This is a genomic window from Psychrobacillus sp. 05T411 (assembly GCF_056396485.1).
In genome coordinates this window covers 67,665-85,841 of record NZ_JBFTLO010000007.1, presented here as the reverse complement: position 1 = coordinate 85,841, position 18,177 = coordinate 67,665, and the positions used below count along the sequence as shown (strand labels likewise).

Sequence of the window (18,177 nt, the reverse complement as noted above, 5' to 3'; positions counted from 1 at the left end):
AAGTAAAATTTTCGACAAAAGTAAATATATAATAATATTAATTTGAATTCAAGAGAGACGTACTGAAATCTAATAGCCATCTTTTCTTTGAAACCAAAAACACTCTTTAGTCGCCACTACGACTAAAGAGTGTTTTCTTAAATATTCTATTTAACTGTAATTCTTCCATTTAAAATGTAGCTTTAATTATCCTTATTGTTATTGTTCCGTTGTCTGCTACGGGCTTCTCCGCCCTTACGACCAATTTCCTCGTAAAAGTCTTGGTCATGATTTTCGGCAGTAGCCTCTCCGCCTTTACGTCCGATTTCCTCATAAAATTCACGATTATGATTTTTGGAGGTAGCTTCTCCGCCTTTACGTCCCGCTTCTTCGACAGTCATGTTTTCATCATTGTTTCTGTTGCGATTGTTCTGCTTGTTAGCCATTAAATAAATTCCTCCTCTAAATTTTTATCAAGCTTGAAGTAAGATCAAGCTTACTTTTTATATTCCCAGTTCATATAATGTTAAACATGCTATTTTCATATTTTCAAGATTGTTGATAAGACAACTTTTATCATTAAAAATATCATAAAAAATGTGTAGGAATACGACAAAGCCGCATCTCTACACATCAAGGAGTAACTGTAATAGTGTAAAACTCGTTCAGTTCAAAATACTTGTTCCTTATCTTTCGTCCATTTTAATAATAATACGCGAGGCATCACCTGTAGCAAGTAAATCAAATCCTTCATTGATCTCTTCTAAGGAAATAATATTGGAAAGAAGCCGATCAACTGGTAATCGTCCTTGCTCCATTAAGTTTATATAATTCGGGATATCTCTTTTAGGAACACTGCTTCCTACGTAAGATCCCTTTAGCGTTCGTTCTTCGGCGGTTAAAGTAACATAAGGAAATGCAAATTTATGCTCAGGATGGGGTAGTCCAGTCGTCGTAGTTACTCCACCACGTTTCGTTACCCCGTACGCAACTTCCATTGCCGCAACAACTCCTGCCGTTTCAAAAGCATAATCTACTCCACCATTTGTGTAGGCACGTACTTGTTCCACAACATCTGGATCTTTTGAATTGAATATAGCGGTAGCACCAAGTTCTTTTGCTTGTTCCAACTTTTTCTCGTTAATATCAATAGCAATGACCTCATTAGCCCCTGCTGCAATGGCACCAATAAGTGCGCTCAAACCGATACCACCAAGTCCGATAACAGCCACTTTACTTCCTAATGTAACTTCCGCAGTATTTACAACCGCACCAACACCCGTTATTACCGCGCAACCAAATAAAGCCATCTTTTCAAAAGGCAAATCCCTTTCTACTTTCACTAGAGAATTCTGTGAAACGACCGCATATTCAGAGAATGCGGAAACTCCAACATGGTGTCCGATACTTTCTTCCCCATTATGAATACGCATGCCTCCTCCGAGAAGCGTGCCAGCTCCATTCGACTGTGCACCCGGTTCACATAAAGCTGGTCGTCCCTCAGCGCAAGGAATACATTGACCGCAACTAGGTACAAATACACAAATAACTTTGTCACCAGGTTGGAAACTTGTTACACCTTGTCCCGTTTCCATAACGACCCCTGCAGCTTCATGACCAAGCGCCATAGGAAGTGGTCGCGGTCTGCTGCCATTTATCACGGATAAATCAGAATGACATAGGCTCGCGGCTTTTATTTGTATTAAAACTTCTCCAACTCCTGGTGAATCTAAGTCGACTTGTTCAATTTTTATAGGTTTACTAGATGCATAAGGCCGCTGGGCGCCAGATTCACGTAAAATAGCAGATTTAACTTTCACAAAGCCTACTCCTCTATGATAATATTTTCATTCCAATAAATTTAAGGTCCGTCATTTCTTGGATTGCATAGTGAATACCTTCCTTGCCAATACCACTTTCTTTCACACCACCGTACGGAATATGATCATATCGTTTAACAGAAACCTCATTAATCCATACCCCACCTGTTTCTAAAGCTTCCGCCATTCGCATTGCTAGGTTAATATTATTCGTAAATACCCCTGCCTGTAGACCATAGCGTGAATCATTTGCATAGCTAATTACTTCTTCTTCCGTATCAAAAGGTACTACAGCAATTATTGGAGCAAAAACTTCCTGACAAACAACCTTCATCTCAAAATCAACGTTTTCTAAAATCGTTGGCTCTAAGAAAGTACCATTTCTTGTCCCGCCCGTACGAATAAGAGCTCCCGATTGAACGGCTTCATGAATCCACGATTCCGCTTTTTTAGCCGCCTCTTCTGTAATCATCGGTCCTAACTGAGTCGATTCTTCCTTAGGATCACCCATTCTCAAAGCAGATACCTTCTCTGTAAGTTTGTTTAAAAACTCATCATAAACTAATTGATGAACATAAATACGTTGTGCCGAAACACATGCTTGCCCTGCGAATGTAAAGCCTCCCATCAGTATGGAAGATACGGCATTATCTATATTTGCATCATCAAAAATAATATTTGGGGCATTGGATCCTAATTCAAGTGTCACCTTTTTCCCTTTAGCCATTTCCTGAATATGCCATCCTACTGCTCCACTTCCAGTAAAAGTTACTTTTTTGACAAGTGGATGAGTCACAAGAGGCTCAACTAGTTTCTTCCCGACACCTTKAATAAGGTTAAGCGCACCAGATGGCAAACCCGCCTCATGAAATAATTTATATAAAGCAACTGTAGAAAATGGTGTTTTTTCCGCAGGTTTTATAACAATTGTATTTCCTGCTGCAATTGCAGGAGCAATTTTATGCAATGCCATATTTAACGGGAAATTAAAAGGTGTTATRGCAGCGACAACACCTAGTGGAACGCGCATGGAAAAACCAAATTGTTGCTCTCCACCGATTGCATTATCCAGTACGATTTGCTCCCCATGGAGATTTTTCGCCCCCTCTGCAGCGAAATGCAGAACTTGAATCGCTCTAACAACTTCCCCTCTTGCTTCTACAATTGGTTTACCTGCTTCTAATGTTAAAATTCGTGCAAATGCTTCTTTTCTTATTTCTAACAAATCCGCTACATTTCTTAAGATTTGACTTCTTTTATGTGCTGGCATTTTCTTCATCGTATGTTGAAATACTTCATGCGCATTTTCCACTGCTTGGACTACTTCGTTTTGAGTAGCGCAGAAAATTTGTCCTATTTTTTCTTGATTATAAGGATTGAGTACTTCAATTATATCTCTGTCTCCCGCTATCAATTCTTCCCCATCTATAAAAGAACCATTTTTTAACATGTGATTATCTACCTCCAAAAGTTTATCCTTTATTCGTAGTACCCCTCAGTAGACTTAATCAAAGTTTTAAATTGTTTTTCATCATGACCAAACCAAATTGTTGAGTTATTCTCTTCAGCAAAACTTCTAATACGCTCAACTGTGGAATTGTAACCAACCGAATCATATAAAATCCCTGGTGGTTTAACTGGCGGCCCTAAACTTTCCGCAGTGTACAATGCATCCGAAGCCAGTAGCAGATTCCCAGTGCCAGGCAATTCGATATGCAAACCAAGCATCCCGTACGCATGTCCTGGTCCAAAGTTTATTATTTTAATGCCTTCTACTAAATTGACTTCTTTTTCAGTCGGTTTGATCGTTCGCCAGCGTAGCTCATTCTTAATCCACGCCATCACGTCTCCCCAAATATAAGCACCCATATTACGAGTCATCGCAAAGGTTTTCATCACATTTTGTAACTCTGAATCATGTACAATAATTTCTGCATTTGTAAATAGTTCTAAGCATCCAGCATGATCTAAATGTAAGTGAGAAGCTACTACATATTTGATATCTTCAGGACGTACTTTTAACTGTTCTAATCGATTGATTAAATAACATTCTTCATTTTGAAAGGCAGGGAAAAGTTGCTGAATTCCTTCTGGCCAACGCCCATCGTCTCCCATACCTTCCGGGTTACAACCTGTATCAAACAAAATTTTCCCTTCCGGATGGTCGATTAATACAGCAAAAACCGGAAACTCCACAAATTCTGATTTTGGACTCGGATCGGATACACTAGCAGGATTATGCATTGAAATCATATAGTTTTTATCCATCTTCATCGTACCCGTATCTAGTACGTAAACTTTTTTAGAATTACACATAATATATTCCTCCAATATTTTATATTTTCTTCATTCAGTCGATCAACTCTCTATTCTTCAATTGGCGTATTCAATTCCAATTGATGCTCGCGTCACTCCACGATTAAAGGAAGCATCCAATGCTTTCGACAAATCTTCTAATGTAAAATCACAAGCAAGAATTTCACTGAATGGATATTTGTTAATATTCAAATTCAAAAACTTTAATGATTTATATAAATACCAAGGTTCATAACGAATGAGCCCTAATATTGAAATATTTTTTCTTGTCATTAATCCCGGATCGAACTCGGTTAATTTGCCAGGAGAAATATTACCAATAGAAATATATTTTCCTCCCGATTTAATGAGATGGATCCCTTCAGCTAAAGCCACTGGTACCCCCGTTAGTTCCATCACAACATCCGCTCCAACTCCGTTTGTTAGCGACATTATTTTCTCTGTACGTTCCTCAACCGTCTTATACTCATCCATCGAAAGTATCTCGTCAGCGCCGAATCTTTTTGCTAAAGCAAGACGATTTGGTACGGTGTCAATGACAATCACTTTAGCTCCAAACATTTTTGCAACTGCAGTAGCATTCAAGCCAAGCCCACCGGCACCTTGGATAACAACTGTTTCCCCATATTTTAATCCGGATTTTTCAATGCCAAAGTACACTTGTGACAGGGCACAGTTTGCACCAGCTGCAACTTCATCTGGAACATTGTCCGGTACTTTATAAAAATATTGATTGGGATGGATATAGTAGTGCGTAGCAAATGATCCATGAAAATGGGGATACTCATGCGCTTCTTTGCTCCAATACTCATATGCGTTTTCACATAAATTCAAATACCCTTGCAAACAGTGTTTACATTTCTTGCAAGTCAAAAAATAAGCTGCTGCAATTCGATCACCCACCTGTACTGGTTGTCCAGCATAATCAGTTGTGACGCCTTCACCTAGCTCAACAATTTCCCCTACCATTTCATGTCCCATTACCCCGGATTTTTTCGTAGGATGTAACCCTTTCCAAATATGCAGTTCCGACCCACAAACATTTGTCCTTTTAACACGAACCAATATGGAATCTTTTGCTGCCTTCGGTAAATCATACTCTTCAAAAACCATCTGTTCTGGTTCTGTCATTACCGCGACTTTCCCCTTCACCCAATAACCCCCAATATTATTATAAAAATTGCCAAAACAAATTATGAATGCATGGCTATTTCATAATCTATTCGTAAACTCATGAAAATATTTCTTTTTTCGGGAGATAGTTAATCTTCTTGCTCTCTATAGGAAATCATTCCTTGCTCTGTACCTAAATCGAAAAAAATAAAAAATCTCGTGAAAACTTTGATCAAAGTTTTCACGAGATCCAAAAGACTTTTCATTAATAAGATCCTAATTTTTTTAGAGATAAAAAAAAATGGAATCAATTGAGTTTTATAGAAAGAATACAAACATTCTCGCTCTCAAATAAAAAAAAGCAGTAAATGTTGAATATCAACATTTACTGCTTTTTTATGAACGTCCCAGGAGAGATTCGAACTCCCGACCGACGCCTTAGAAGGGCGTTGCTCTATCCAGCTGAGCTACTGAGACTTATGTATAAAGGAAGTAATTAGATCGAAAACCAAAATTACCTTCTTTATTTATTATATAGGAAATTTATCAAAATTCAACCTTTTATTGAAATTTTTTTCAGGTATTTTACTGGTTCTGTAATATAAAACTAATATAACCTTATTATCTAAAAAATCCCTTCTAATAGAAAATTAGAAGGGATTTCTAATACGTCCCAGGAGAGATTCGAACTCCCGACCGACGCCTTAGAAGGGCGTTGCTCTATCCAGCTGAGCTACTGAGACAAGAACTCCCCCACCACACAGATAGGAAAGACAAGATTTAGTATATAATTAAAATTGAACAAAGTCAACGATTTTTTAAAAAAGATATATTTTATTCGATTTCGTATAAGGCTAATGAATTAAATGCTTTTACTTCACTCTACCTAAGTTGACCTTTGCCAAATAAAATCAAAAACGTATACTTTCTAGTATCACATGCTCCGAAGAGTAAAAGTTTACATGCCATGAATGTTCCATTTTTTCAACAATTGCATAACTCTTTTCTTTACGTCCACGCGGCTTATGCAAACTTCCTGGATTAATATACAAAATATCATTCTGCAATTCCGCACCGAGCATATGCGAATGACCGAAACAAACGATGGTAGCTTGTACTTCATCTGCACGATACTTAAGTGGCATAAGTGTCGTTTTTACATGATGCTTATGCCCATGTACAACTAATATTTTTTCGTTCTCTAGCTCCGTTATTACTTCCTCGGGAAAACCTTCATCAAAGTCACAATTCCCTCGAACAATATGAACTGGTCTATTTTCGAAATAAGAAGCGGGTAATTCGCTATCACCACAATGAATTACCGCCTCCACATTCGTCCAATGCTCCATCACTCGTTCCAATGTCTCTGCATCCCGATGTGTATCACTCATCACTAATATTTTCATCGATATATCTATGCTTTCCCAACTAAATCATCTAAATTCGTAGCAAGTAATTGGAGTGCATTACCGCGATGGGAAATAGCGCCTTTTTCTTCGGCTGATAGTTCCGCCATCATTTTGTTTTCTGCAGGAACAAAAAAGATTGGATCATATCCAAATCCATTCGTGCCTTTTCTTTCTTGAGCAATAACCCCTTCACAAGTCCCTCTTACAGTAAATGGATCGCCTTTAGGAAAAGCTACAGCGATCGCGCAAACGAATCTCGCTGTTCTTTCCGATTCTTTGATGTCTTTAAGCTCTTCTAGCACTTTATCGATATTTGCTTCGTCGCTCTTCTCTTCCCCCGCATACCGCGCAGAATAAATACCTGGGCGACCGTCTAGTGCATCAATTTCAAGTCCACTGTCATCTGCTATAACCATTGTTTGTAGATGGTTAGCGAGTGCCGTTGCTTTTAATAATGCATTTTCCTCAAAAGTTGTACCTGTTTCTTCTACATCCATATCATTTGCTACATCATGGAGCGTCAATACCTCATAGCCAAGCGGGCCAAATAGTGCCTCAAAGTCTTTTGCTTTTCCTTTATTTTTCGTTGCAATAATTATTTTTTTCATACAGTTTCAGGACCTCCCCCGCCAATTTTAGTCGCTAATTCGCCTAGAGCCGCATGTTGGATATCCATTAATCGCTTAATACCAATTTCTCCTAAATCCAACATCTCCATTAATTGTTTTCGAGAAAATGTTGCTTCTTCTCCAGTACCTTGCAGTTCTACATATTCACCACTGCTCGTTTGAACAATATTCATATCAACGGAAGCAGTAGAGTCTTCTTCATAATTTAAATCTAGTACGCCTCCAACGTTTTCCAGCACCCCAACACTTGTTGCAGCTAAATATTCACGAACTGGAAAATAGGCCAATTGTTTTTGTTCAAATAATTTTCCAAGCGCAATCGTCAATGCCACAAAGGCACCTGTAATACTTGCCGTTCTAGTACCACCGTCTGCTTGAATAACGTCACAATCAATCCAAATTGTTTTTTCTCCGATTACTTCTAAATCGACTACCGAGCGAAGTGCTCGTCCGATCAAACGTTGGATTTCCATCGTACGACCAGTCACTTTCCCTTTAGATGATTCTCTCTGGTTGCGTGATTCCGTCGCCCGCGGCAGCATAGAATACTCCGCAGTAATCCAACCTTTACCTTGTCCTCTTAAAAACGGTGGCACTCGGTCTTCAATAGTCGCATTACAAATGACTTTTGTTTGTCCAACCGTTATTAATACAGACCCTTCTGGATGAATTAAATAATCTGTTTCTATATGTACATCTCTTAGTTCATTTACTTTTCTTCCGTCAGTTCTAATCATATATTTCTCCTTTAGTCTATTCATGCAAAAGAAGACCCCGTTATTTAAGGTTTCTCAAGCTAACAGGGTCATTTGAATGAAATTGTTCGTACATCTGCATTCGGTAACTCTAGCCATTTTTCCACAATCGTTTTAAAAATTGGCACTGATCCCGTCGTATAAAAAACAGGGTTTTTCTTCTCTTTTATCGGATGATGCATCTGATGATAATTTAAATACTCCATTACATCTTGGGCTGTCTCTTCAGCAGAGGAAAGTACTTTTACATTGTGGCCAACTGCCTCTTCAATATGCTTTTGTAGTAATGGATAATGCGTACATCCAAGAATAACTGTATCAAATTGCTCATTTTTTAAAGGCAATAATGTTTCCATTACCATATTCCTTGCGAACTCACCTTCATATTCATTACTTTCAACGAGTGGAACGAATGTTGGGCAAGCGAGTGGAATAACTTTACTGGATGTATTTAAAGCCGCAATTGCCTTCTCATACGCTCCACTTTTAACCGTACCGCTTGTACCTAGCACTACGATTTCATTCTTTTTTGTTGCTTTAATCGCTGCTCTCGCTCCTGGAAAAATAACACCAATCACAGGGAAGGGCATTTTTTTACTTAGTGAGTTCAATGCCACTGCCGTAGCTGTATTGCAAGCAATGACAAGCATTTTTATGTTCATTTTGGCAAGCGTCGTAGCGAGTTGCCATGTGAATTTCCGTACTTCTTCGCTTGACCTTGGTCCATACGGACATCTAGCTGTATCTCCTATATAAATTATTTCTTCATTAGGTAAATGTCGCATAATTTCCTTCGCGACGGTCAATCCACCTACTCCGGAGTCTATAACACCAATTGGGGCTTTCACGTTAATTCCTCAGTTCTTTTTCATCTCTTGATGTAATTTTTCTAATAAAATCGATAAATTTGCTACTTCTTTTTCATCAAACTGCCCGAGGATTTCTTTTAAATATTGTTGTCTTTTATCAATAACCTCTTCAATAATACGTTCACCTTCTGCTAGTAAGTGTATACGCACAACACGGCGATCCTGCTCATCTCTAACTCGTTGAACTAATTCACTTCTTTCCATACGATCGATTAAATCAGTCGTTGTACTAAAAGCTAAATACATTTTATTGGAAAGATCACCAATTGTCATATCTCCTAGTTCTAAAAGCCACTGTAGAGCTACAAACTGCGGTGGTGTTATTGTATAAGCATTTAAAATTTGACGGCCTCTCTGTTTAATAATACCCGATATATGTCGAAGCTCTTTTTCTAAAAAAGCAACATCTTTTTTATTATGTTCCATATCTTTTATTTCATCTGCCATATAATCCTTCACTCCTCAAAACAATTCTTCTTATTTATTATTGTGACGTGTTCTGAGGAAAATGGCAAGGATTCAAGTTAATTCAACGATAGTTCACCTAGTCTTAATAGTTCCACAATTGCTTGTGATCGGCCCGATACTCCTAATTTTTGTATCGTATTAGAAATGTGATTTCTTACCGTTTTTTCACTAATTGATAACTGAATTGAAATTTCTTTTGTAGAATTATCTTCTACTAGTAACTGAAAAATTTGACGCTCTCTGTTTGTCAATATTGATCGATGCTGATTGTTATCGTACAATGCCTTAGCCCCCTATCCACTCTCCTACTAACGTATGTAGCATCGGGATAGTAGGTGACGGCTAGTTGGCACTGTTTTTAAAAACTTCTCGTTCTTTTTCGTTCCATTGAGAAGCTTTCCCCGTTTTTTTGTCGATTTGCACGATGGTGCCCCTTCCAGTAAAGACCATTTCGCCTTTTTCGTTTTTAGCCATGTAATGTATATCAACGGACGAAGAACCAATTGTAGAAGCTTTTACATAAATCCGAAGTTTTTCGTCAAAGAATACTTGTTGGACATAATCACATTGTAAATCCGCGACAACTGGAATTTTTTCACCATTTGGATTTAACCATTCATTCATAAAGTTTATGTGTTTAAAGTACTCAATACGTGCATATTCAAAGTAAGCAAACGTTACCGTATTATTCAAATGTCCGTACATATCCGTTTCTGAAAAACGTACGCTTACTTCCGTGTAAAAAGAAAAATCTTGTTCCCAACTCGCAACATCTTCTATGTAACTAGCTCGCATCAAAATCATCCCCCAGTAAATGAATATTTATTCATTTATTGTAACAGAGAAACAAAAAGTCTGCATAGAACATTATATTCTACGCAGACTTTTCATGATGATCCAAGAGAAAGTGTTAACTTCCCTACTTAGTTATTGTCCAGCTGCAGCGCCTTGCTCCTGCGCACAGCTCGTCGCAGAAGAACGTTGCCCCTCGGGGTCAAATGTGAAAAAGCTGTGGTGGCTGAAGAGCTGCCTCCTGGGCCCGCACGATGCGGGTCATGTCTGCTTTGCCACAGGATGTGGCGCACTTTGCAGACCTACCACATCCCAATTTGCCTGTCGGAGGCCTGCAGGATGCAGGTCATGCAGTCGTTGCGACACGATGTCGCGAACTTAGACTGTATTCCTTTAACATAGGCGCTTCCGCATTTCTTTATTAGTCAACCATATGGTCGCTTCCGAAGAAGTTTTTGAACATTTGCACTGTTGTATCTCGGTTTAATGCAGCGATAGAAGTTGTTAAAGGAATACCTTTTGGACATGCAACAACACAGTTTTGTGCGTTACCGCAGTTTGCAAGGCCTCCGTCTCCCATAATCGCATTTAAACGTTCATCTTTGTTCATCGAACCTGTTGGATGCGCATTAAATAGACGTACTTGCGAAAGTGGTGCAGGTCCCATGAATGATGAACCGCTATTAACGTTTGGACATGCCTCCAAACAAACACCACAAGTCATACATTTAGATAATTCATAAGCCCATTGACGTTTACGTTCTGGCATACGTGGTCCTTCCCCAAGATCGTATGATCCATCGATTGGAACCCATGCTTTTACTTTTTTCAATGAATCGAACATACGTGTTCTGTCTACTTGCAGATCACGAACTACAGGGAAAGTTTTCATTGGTGCTAACTGAATCGGTTGCGTTAATTGATCGATTAATGCAGAACAAGATTGACGTGGTTTACCGTTGATAACCATCGAACAAGCTCCACATACTTCCTCTAAACAGCTCATATCCCATGCTACCGGAGTAGTTGCTTTCCCATCCGCATTGACAGGATTTTGACGAATTTCCATAAGCGCTGAAATCACATTCATATTAGGACGATAATTTACTTCAAACTTTTCCCAATATGGAGTAGATTCAGGTGTATCTTGTCGAAAAATTTCGATTTGAACTTTTTTTGTTTCAGTTGCTATTACCATGATTAATTTTCTCCTTTCGCAGAATAATCACGTTTACGAGGTGCAACAAGCGATACATCGATTTCTTCATAATGAATAACTGGAGCTCCAGTTACAGGATCGAATTTCGCCATCGTTGTTTTCATGAATTCTTCATCATTACGTTCCGGGAAATCTGGTTTGTAATGCGCTCCACGGCTTTCGTTACGTTGAAGTGCACCTATTGTAATAACGCGAGCTAACACAAGCATGTTTTTCAACTGTCGAGTAAATGATGCACCTTGGTTAGACCATTGTTGTGTATCATCCATGTTGATATTTTCATATCGTTCCAACAGTTCTTGGATCTTTTTATCTGTTTCTTCTAGTTTATCATTATAACGAACAACCGTTACGTTGTCAGTCATCCACTCACCTAATTCTTTATGAATTAAATAAGCATTTTCCGTACCTTTCATCGCTAACGTTTTGTCCCATTTTTCTTGCTCAAGTTTCACTTCAGCTTCGAATAGGGCATCATCCATATCAATTGCATGTGTTTTAAGTTTACTCATGTAGTGAACTGCATTAGGTCCGGCAACACTTCCACCAAATACAGCAGATAGTAATGAGTTTGCACCTAAACGGTTGGCACCATGTTGAGAGTAATCACATTCACCTGCTGCAAATAATCCAGGGATGTTCGTCATTTGATCGTCATCCACCCATAGTCCACCCATTGAATAGTGAACAGCCGGGAAAATTTTCATTGGAACTTTACGAGGATCATCTCCAGTAAATTTCTCATAGATTTCGATAATTCCACCTAGCTTAACATCAAGCTCATGCGGATCTTTGTGAGAAAGATCTAGATACACCATATTTTCTCCGTTAATACCAAGTTTTTGGTTAACGCATACGTCGAAAATTTCACGCGTTGCAATATCACGAGGCACTAGGTTACCGTATGCAGGATATTTTTCTTCTAGGAAGTACCAAGGTTTTCCGTCTTTATATGTCCAAATACGTCCGCCTTCACCACGCGCTGATTCTGACATTAAGCGTAGTTTATCGTCACCTGGGATTGCAGTTGGGTGAATTTGAATAAATTCTCCATTTGCATAATATGCACCTTGCTGATAAACGATAGAAGCTGCAGAACCAGTATTTATAATAGAGTTAGTTGTTTTTCCGAAAATAATTCCAGGACCACCAGTTGCCATAATAACAGCATCCCCGCGGAAAGCTCGAATTTCCATTGTTTTAAGGTTCTGCGCTTTAATACCGCGACAAATGCCTTCACTATCTTTTATAATTCCAAGGAATTCCCATCCTTCGAATTTTGTAACTAGACCGTCTACTTCAAAACGACGAACTTGTTCATCTAAGGCATACAGTAATTGTTGACCAGTCGTAGCACCAGCAAATGCTGTACGGTGCATCATTGTACCGCCAAAACGACGGAAATCTAATAATCCTTCCGGTGTACGGTTGAACATAACACCCATCCGGTCAAATAAGCTAATAATTCCAGGTGCAGCATCTGTCATTGCTTTAACTGGCTTTTGGTTTGCTAAGAAGTCTCCACCATAAATAGTATCATCTAAATGTACTGCTGGTGAATCTCCTTCTCCTTTTGTATTTACAGCCCCGTTAATACCGCCTTGTGCACAAACAGAGTGTGAGCGTTTTACAGGAACTAATGAAAATAGATCTACGTGCGTGCCATCTTCGGCTGCTTTCATTGTTGCCATTAATCCAGCTAAACCACCGCCGACAACAATAAGTTTACTTTTTGCCATGCTATTCTCACTCCTCGATTTTATGGTAGTTGGTTGTATAAAAAGATTTTAAACGAATGCTAAAAGAGCTTGTACACCAACTACAGATAACGCTAAGAAGATTACTAATGTTACATATGTAGCGATTCGTTGCGATTGTGGAGATTGTGTAATCCCCCAACTAACTAAGAATGACCAAATACCGTTAGCTAAGTGGAATGTTGCTGAAATAACCCCAACGATGTAAAAGCCTAACATCCAAGGATTTGCTAAAATCTCCGCCATCATGTTAAAATTAACTTCTTTTGCACCAATTGCAGCTTGGAATCTTGTCTCAAATACATGCCATGCGATGAAAACAACAAGGAAAATCCCAGTAAATCGTTGTAAAATGAATAGATAGTTACGTAATGTACCAAAGTTTTTCGGATTATTCTTTGCGGTAAATGCAATATAAATTCCGTAAAAAGCATGGAACATTAATGGTAAATAAATGATGAAAATCTCCAACAAAATAACAAACGGAAGACTTCCCATGAAACCAGATGCTTTATTAAAAGCTTCTTCTCCTCTAGTAGCAAAATGGTTTACTACTAAATGTTGCGCCACAAATAATCCAACAGGAATTATACCTAATAAAGAATGTAAGCGGCGCCAATAAAATTCGCGATCTTTCGACAAAACAGTTACCCCCCTCAAATTTACATTTACTCGATATGAAAACTATTCTAATAGAATACTTTTCATAACTTGTTCACATCATCATGTTACGAATTTATGACATATCCATTGTACTCTCATCATTTTAGAGCGTCAAGGTATCTTTAGACTTTTCAATAATCTTCTAGATGCATATTTAAATAATGATTCGATTATTTTTTCACAAACTATTCCATTACCACCAAGAAATAATTTATGCTAAAATAGACAAGGACAAATGATATTTATTTTTTGAAAGAAGGGTTGCTACTTGAATGATAAGGAACATTCACATGTAACTTCCTTTGGATATGAATTACTTAGAGACCACGTGCTTGCTTCTATTCTCGGAAAACATGAAAAAGATATTTTATATTGGGCTGGAAAAGACCTTGCTCGCAAGTTTCCTCTTTACTCGATGGATGAAGCCATCACTTTCTTTCAAGAAGCGGGTTGGGGAACGCTTGCATTAAATAAAACAACGAAAGATTCTGCGTTTTATATCTTACATACGTACAATTTACCGAAAAGCGGAAAAATGAGAAGCCACCGATTAGAAGCAGGCTTTTTAGCGGAGCAACAACAGAAAATCGGCGGTTATTTAACAGAATGTTATGATGAAGAGCCAGATAAAAATGGATTTGTGTCATTACAGGTAAAATGGGATGTACGAGATACAAAATAAGCATTGACCGGCCGCTAAAGCCAGTCAATGCTTTTTCTTTTAAGTTCAGCAGATAGGAGAATGCATCCTAATCATCGCCGTCTCAATCCGAGTAAACTTGCTATTTTATGAAACGGTTGCTTTCATTGGCGATTTGGGTGCTCTCGTATAGATCTGGTTGCTTTCGCGTTGATTTAGTTGCTTTACGAATAGAACTGGTTGCTTTCAATGCTGGATTAGTCGCCCTTAGCCATTTATTGGATTTATTGCGTTTGCGCAAGACGCATTGTCCCTATTCCGCGCAATACAAACAAGGGACGTAACAAAGTTACGTCCCTTGAGATTGGTATTTTTGTTCAGTTATTGCTTTATAGCCAAGTCGAATTCATCATGCAGCGCATTGGCGGCTGGAATCATGTCAGCTTGAGGAATAACAACTGAAACTTTTATTTCCGATGTACTTACCATTTTTACCGGAATATTCTCTTTACTTAATCGATCAAACATTTGCGCGGCAACCCCCGGATTGGAAACCATACCTGAACCAACGATAGAAACTTTCGCTAACCCTACCTCGAAGTCAGCAAATGTAAAACCGAGTGTTTTTTTATGCGTTTCTAACACTGTAATAGCTTCCGCTAACGATTCCTTTTTAATAGAGAACGAAACGGCAGGTCTTACGCCATCTACAATAGATTGCACAATAATATCTACATTAATATGATTTTCTGCTAGTGTCGTAAAAATCGATGCCAATGATCCATTAAACGGGACATCATATTCAATCGTTAGACGCACAATATCTGATTCAAACGCTACCCCACGAACTACTAAATTATTTTCCACATCTACTTCCTCCTTTAAAATTGTTCCTTCACTTTCTTCATAGCTTGACCGCACTCTGAGTGGAATTTTATAATTTTTTGCAAATTCTACTGCTCGAGGATGTAGTATTCCAGCACCTAGATTAGCTAGCTCAAGCATTTCGTCATATTCCAACTGTTCTAGTTTTCGGGCATTCGTAACGTATCTTGGATCAGATGTAAATACTCCCTCTACATCTGTATAAATATCACAAATTTCCGCTTCAATAGCTACTGCAATTGCTACTGCGGTCGTATCTGACCCACCTCTTCCAAGAGTAGTGATTTCATTATCTTCGGAAACCCCTTGAAAGCCAGCGACAATGACGATTTTATCTTCATTTAATAAGTTATTTATTTTAGAGCCATCCATTCTTTCCACTCTTGCATTTTTATGTACATTATTTGTTATTAAACCTGCTTGCCAACCCGTGAGTGAAACTGCATTTAATCCAAGTGCATTTAACTGAATAGCTAGTAATGCCATCGTCACTTGTTCTCCGGTTGAAAGGAGCATGTCCATTTCGCGTTTGGATGGACTTTCTGTTATTTCATTTGCTAAATTCACCAGTTCATCTGTAGACTTTCCCATTGCTGATACAACAACTACAATATCATGTCCCTTTTCTTTTTCTTTACTTATTCTTTTTGCTACACTTGCGATTTTTTCTGTAGTCGCTACAGAAGTACCGCCAAACTTCATCACAATTTTACTCATGCATATCTGCTCCCTTGTTTATCTGTCAGGATAAAAAAATGCTTTTCACATATTGTGAAAAGCATTGTCTCATACACGGTCAATTAATGTCCATGTGAGATAGCCCTCCAGAATACTGAATTCTGACAATTCTACATTTATTCAATGCAGAACCAACCTAGAATAGGAAAAGCTATTCTACGTTTCGGCGAATGACCCTTTCCATTAGCGATAATCGGATCTTTTCACCCTGTCGCTAAGTACTCTTGTCAGTTCGCACCTCTATCTTCACTTTGAAATAGTGAATATTAAATTGTATCAACCATACCACAAGAATATTCAGAAGACAATCACTTTTTCTGAAAATGCTCCACCATCGTTTCAGCAAGTTTACTAGAAAGCCCGGCTTCTATAAATTCTTCCTTTGTCGCGATTTGCATTTTCTTGATAGATCCGAAATGTTTTAATAAGGTTTTTTTCCGTTTAGGGCCAATTCCTTCGATTCCATCCAAGGAAGAAGCAATCGTATGTTTTCCTCTTTGTTGACGATGGAATGTAATAGCGAATCGATGCACTTCATCTTGAATACGTTGCAATAAATAAAATGCTTCGCTTGTTCGCTTCATCGGAATAATATCAATTGGATTTCCGTATAAAAGTTGAGATGTTTGATGCTTCCCATCTTTTGCAAGACCAGCAATCGGTATTTCTAATCCTAACTCGTCTTCCAAAATTTCTCGAGCCGCTTCTATTTGTCCTTTTCCTCCATCAATGATAATTAAATCGGGCAAAGGTAAACTTTCTTTTAATACTCGTGTGTATCTTCTGCGAATGACTTCTCGCATTGCACCGTAATCATCGTGTTTTGCAGCGGTTTTCGTCTTGTATTTTCGATAATCCTTTTTATATGCTTTTCCATCCACAAATACAACCATCGCTGAAACGGCGTCGGTACCATGAATATGGGAATTATCAAAAGCCTCCATTCGATTTGGAGTTGCAATCCCTATTAAATCACCTAATTCCTCCACTGCCCCTATCGTCCGCTCTTCTTGTCGTTCGATCAAATGAAACTTCTCACTTAAAGCAAGCACAGCATTTTTCTCGGCAAGCTTAACTAAGTTTTTTTTCAATCCTTTTTGAGGAATGGTCACTTTCATTTCTAACAATTCAGAAGCTAAGTGGATGTCCGTATTATTAGGTACGTACACTTCTTTAGGTTTAATATGTTCCGGTTTTGCATAAAACTGACCTAGAAATGTTAAAAACTCTTCTTCCGGATCACGATAAAGAGGAAAAAGAGAAACATCCCTTTCGATTAGTTTTCCTTGTCGGATAAAAAATACTTGGACACACATCCAGCCTTTATCCACGGTATAACCAAAAATATCCTGACTGGTAAAATCGTTTGTTGTAATTTTTTGTTTTTCCATGACCATTTCAATATTGGAAATTTGATCTCTATATTCTTTTGCCCGTTCAAATTCTAGATTTTCTGCTGCTTCATTCATCTTTTCCATTAGTTCTTTTTTTACATGTGTATAGCCGCCGTTTAAAAAGCTCGTAATTTCATCCGTCATCTTTTTATAAGTGGAATCCTCTATTTCCTTTACGCAAGGAGCTAGGCATTGCCCTAAGTGATAATATAAGCAAACACGGTCGGGTAATTTCGCACACTTTCTTAGTGGGTATATACGATCTAATAGTTTTTTGGTTTCATTTGCAGCATGTGCATTTGGATAAGGACCAAAATATTTTCCTTTGTCTTTTTTCACTTGTCTTGTAATGATTAATTTCGGATTTTTTTCCGCTGTTATTTTAATGTATGGATACGTTTTATCGTCTTTTAGCATGATATTGTATTTTGGATCATGCTTTTTAATAAGATGAAGCTCTAGGATAAGTGCTTCTAACTCTGACGATGTGACGATATATTCAAAATCGACTATTTCTTGTACTAATCTTTGCGTTTTCCCATCATGCGATCCAGTAAAATAAGAACGTACACGATTTTTTAATATTTTCGCTTTGCCGACATAAATAATGGTTCCTTGCCGATCTTTCATCAAATAACATCCAGGATCATCTGGTAAAATGGCACATTTTTGTTGTATCAAATCATTCATTTCATCACCCGTTTAAAAAAGCCGGGCACCTTTAGAGGACC

At 38.2% G+C, this 18,177-nt stretch carries 18 protein-coding genes, 2 tRNA genes and 1 riboswitch; of the genes, 1 reads left to right on the top strand and 19 read right to left on the bottom strand.

Annotation, left to right across the window (positions count from 1 at the left end):
- Positions 1-182: 182 nt before the first annotated feature.
- From AC1DFT_RS07285 to AC1DFT_RS07205, 17 genes are all read right to left on the bottom strand, one after another.
- A complete protein-coding gene (locus AC1DFT_RS07285) occupies positions 183-425 on the bottom strand; it encodes a KGG domain-containing protein (RefSeq protein WP_477918530.1) in 243 nt (80 codons plus the stop codon).
- A gap of 240 nt (positions 426-665) precedes the next feature.
- On the bottom strand, positions 666-1,799 hold the full coding sequence (locus AC1DFT_RS07280) for a zinc-dependent alcohol dehydrogenase family protein (RefSeq protein WP_477918529.1): 1,134 nt from the start codon (positions 1,797-1,799) through the stop codon (positions 666-668).
- A gap of 13 nt (positions 1,800-1,812) precedes the next feature.
- Positions 1,813-3,249, bottom strand: a complete 1,437-nt coding sequence (locus AC1DFT_RS07275) for an aldehyde dehydrogenase family protein (RefSeq protein ID WP_477918528.1) — start codon at positions 3,247-3,249, stop codon at positions 1,813-1,815.
- 29 nt (positions 3,250-3,278) lie between these two features.
- Positions 3,279-4,115: an AhlS family quorum-quenching N-acyl homoserine lactonase gene (gene ahlS, locus AC1DFT_RS07270; RefSeq protein ID WP_477918527.1), complete on the bottom strand. Its 837-nt coding sequence runs from the start codon at positions 4,113-4,115 to the stop codon at positions 3,279-3,281.
- Positions 4,116-4,172: 57 nt separating this feature from the next.
- The gene (locus AC1DFT_RS07265; protein ID WP_477918526.1) at positions 4,173-5,267 is read right to left on the bottom strand and encodes a zinc-binding dehydrogenase; all 1,095 of its coding nucleotides are present in this window, start codon (positions 5,265-5,267) and stop codon (positions 4,173-4,175) included.
- A gap of 364 nt (positions 5,268-5,631) precedes the next feature.
- Positions 5,632-5,705, bottom strand: a tRNA-Arg gene (locus AC1DFT_RS07260).
- Between the two features lie 192 nt (positions 5,706-5,897).
- Positions 5,898-5,971, bottom strand: a tRNA-Arg gene (locus AC1DFT_RS07255).
- Between the two features lie 168 nt (positions 5,972-6,139).
- Positions 6,140-6,634: a metallophosphoesterase family protein gene (locus tag AC1DFT_RS07250; protein ID WP_477918525.1), complete on the bottom strand. Its 495-nt coding sequence runs from the start codon at positions 6,632-6,634 to the stop codon at positions 6,140-6,142.
- Positions 6,635-6,642: 8 nt separating this feature from the next.
- Positions 6,643-7,245, bottom strand: coding sequence for an XTP/dITP diphosphatase (locus tag AC1DFT_RS07245; protein WP_477918524.1), 603 nt, complete (start codon positions 7,243-7,245; stop codon positions 6,643-6,645).
- Positions 7,242-8,000, bottom strand: a complete 759-nt coding sequence (gene rph, locus AC1DFT_RS07240) for a ribonuclease PH (RefSeq protein WP_477918629.1) — start codon at positions 7,998-8,000, stop codon at positions 7,242-7,244. Before rph ends, AC1DFT_RS07245 begins: the two co-directional genes overlap by 4 nt.
- A 71-nt stretch (positions 8,001-8,071) precedes the next feature.
- Complete coding sequence (racE, locus tag AC1DFT_RS07235) at positions 8,072-8,869, bottom strand: glutamate racemase (protein ID WP_477918523.1); 798 nt, start codon at positions 8,867-8,869, stop codon at positions 8,072-8,074.
- Between the two features lie 9 nt (positions 8,870-8,878).
- On the bottom strand, positions 8,879-9,337 hold the full coding sequence (locus tag AC1DFT_RS07230) for a MarR family winged helix-turn-helix transcriptional regulator (RefSeq protein ID WP_477918522.1): 459 nt from the start codon (positions 9,335-9,337) through the stop codon (positions 8,879-8,881).
- A gap of 77 nt (positions 9,338-9,414) precedes the next feature.
- Complete coding sequence (locus AC1DFT_RS07225; RefSeq protein ID WP_093266715.1) at positions 9,415-9,639, bottom strand: helix-turn-helix domain-containing protein; 225 nt, start codon at positions 9,637-9,639, stop codon at positions 9,415-9,417.
- Between the two features lie 61 nt (positions 9,640-9,700).
- A complete protein-coding gene (locus AC1DFT_RS07220) occupies positions 9,701-10,153 on the bottom strand; it encodes an acyl-CoA thioesterase (protein WP_477918521.1) in 453 nt (150 codons plus the stop codon).
- A gap of 418 nt (positions 10,154-10,571) precedes the next feature.
- A complete protein-coding gene (gene sdhB / locus AC1DFT_RS07215) occupies positions 10,572-11,348 on the bottom strand; it encodes a succinate dehydrogenase iron-sulfur subunit (protein ID WP_477918520.1) in 777 nt (258 codons plus the stop codon).
- Positions 11,349-11,350: 2 nt separating this feature from the next.
- Positions 11,351-13,108, bottom strand: coding sequence for a succinate dehydrogenase flavoprotein subunit (sdhA, locus tag AC1DFT_RS07210; RefSeq protein WP_477918519.1), 1,758 nt, complete (start codon positions 13,106-13,108; stop codon positions 11,351-11,353).
- 48 nt (positions 13,109-13,156) lie between these two features.
- A complete protein-coding gene (locus tag AC1DFT_RS07205; protein WP_477918518.1) occupies positions 13,157-13,768 on the bottom strand; it encodes a succinate dehydrogenase cytochrome b558 subunit in 612 nt (203 codons plus the stop codon).
- A 289-nt stretch (positions 13,769-14,057) separates the two neighbouring features.
- Between AC1DFT_RS07205 and AC1DFT_RS07200 the strand changes: the two genes are divergently transcribed.
- Positions 14,058-14,471 (top strand): YslB family protein, encoded by a 414-nt coding sequence (locus tag AC1DFT_RS07200; protein ID WP_477918517.1) that lies wholly within the window; start codon positions 14,058-14,060, stop codon positions 14,469-14,471.
- A gap of 339 nt (positions 14,472-14,810) precedes the next feature.
- On the opposite strand, the gene AC1DFT_RS07195 is transcribed toward AC1DFT_RS07200, so the two are convergent.
- Both AC1DFT_RS07195 and uvrC read right to left on the bottom strand, forming a co-directional pair.
- Positions 14,811-16,031, bottom strand: a complete 1,221-nt coding sequence (locus AC1DFT_RS07195; protein WP_477918516.1) for an aspartate kinase — start codon at positions 16,029-16,031, stop codon at positions 14,811-14,813.
- A gap of 92 nt (positions 16,032-16,123) precedes the next feature.
- Positions 16,124-16,303: riboswitch (Lysine riboswitch) on the bottom strand.
- A gap of 57 nt (positions 16,304-16,360) precedes the next feature.
- A complete protein-coding gene (uvrC, locus tag AC1DFT_RS07190; protein WP_477918515.1) occupies positions 16,361-18,136 on the bottom strand; it encodes an excinuclease ABC subunit UvrC in 1,776 nt (591 codons plus the stop codon).
- Positions 18,137-18,177 lie beyond the last annotated feature (41 nt).

Bases quoted from the DNA above. Each gene is read 5' to 3' on its own strand.
- AC1DFT_RS07285 (WP_477918530.1), bottom strand. From the start codon at position 425: ATGGCTAACAAGCAGAACAATCGCAACAGAAACAATGATGAAAACATG.
- ahlS (WP_477918527.1), bottom strand. From the start codon at position 4,115: ATGTGTAATTCTAAAAAAGTTTACGTACTAGATACGGGTACGATGAAG.
- AC1DFT_RS07250 (WP_477918525.1), bottom strand. From the start codon at position 6,634: ATGAAAATATTAGTGATGAGTGATACACATCGGGATGCAGAGACATTG.
- AC1DFT_RS07245 (WP_477918524.1), bottom strand. From the start codon at position 7,245: ATGAAAAAAATAATTATTGCAACGAAAAATAAAGGAAAAGCAAAAGAC.
- AC1DFT_RS07230 (WP_477918522.1), bottom strand. From the start codon at position 9,337: ATGGCAGATGAAATAAAAGATATGGAACATAATAAAAAAGATGTTGCT.
- AC1DFT_RS07220 (WP_477918521.1), bottom strand. From the start codon at position 10,153: ATGCGAGCTAGTTACATAGAAGATGTTGCGAGTTGGGAACAAGATTTT.
- sdhB (WP_477918520.1), bottom strand. From the start codon at position 11,348: ATGGTAATAGCAACTGAAACAAAAAAAGTTCAAATCGAAATTTTTCGA.
- sdhA (WP_477918519.1), bottom strand. From the start codon at position 13,108: ATGGCAAAAAGTAAACTTATTGTTGTCGGCGGTGGTTTAGCTGGATTA.
- AC1DFT_RS07195 (WP_477918516.1), bottom strand. From the start codon at position 16,031: ATGAGTAAAATTGTGATGAAGTTTGGCGGTACTTCTGTAGCGACTACA.
- uvrC (WP_477918515.1), bottom strand. From the start codon at position 18,136: ATGAATGATTTGATACAACAAAAATGTGCCATTTTACCAGATGATCCT.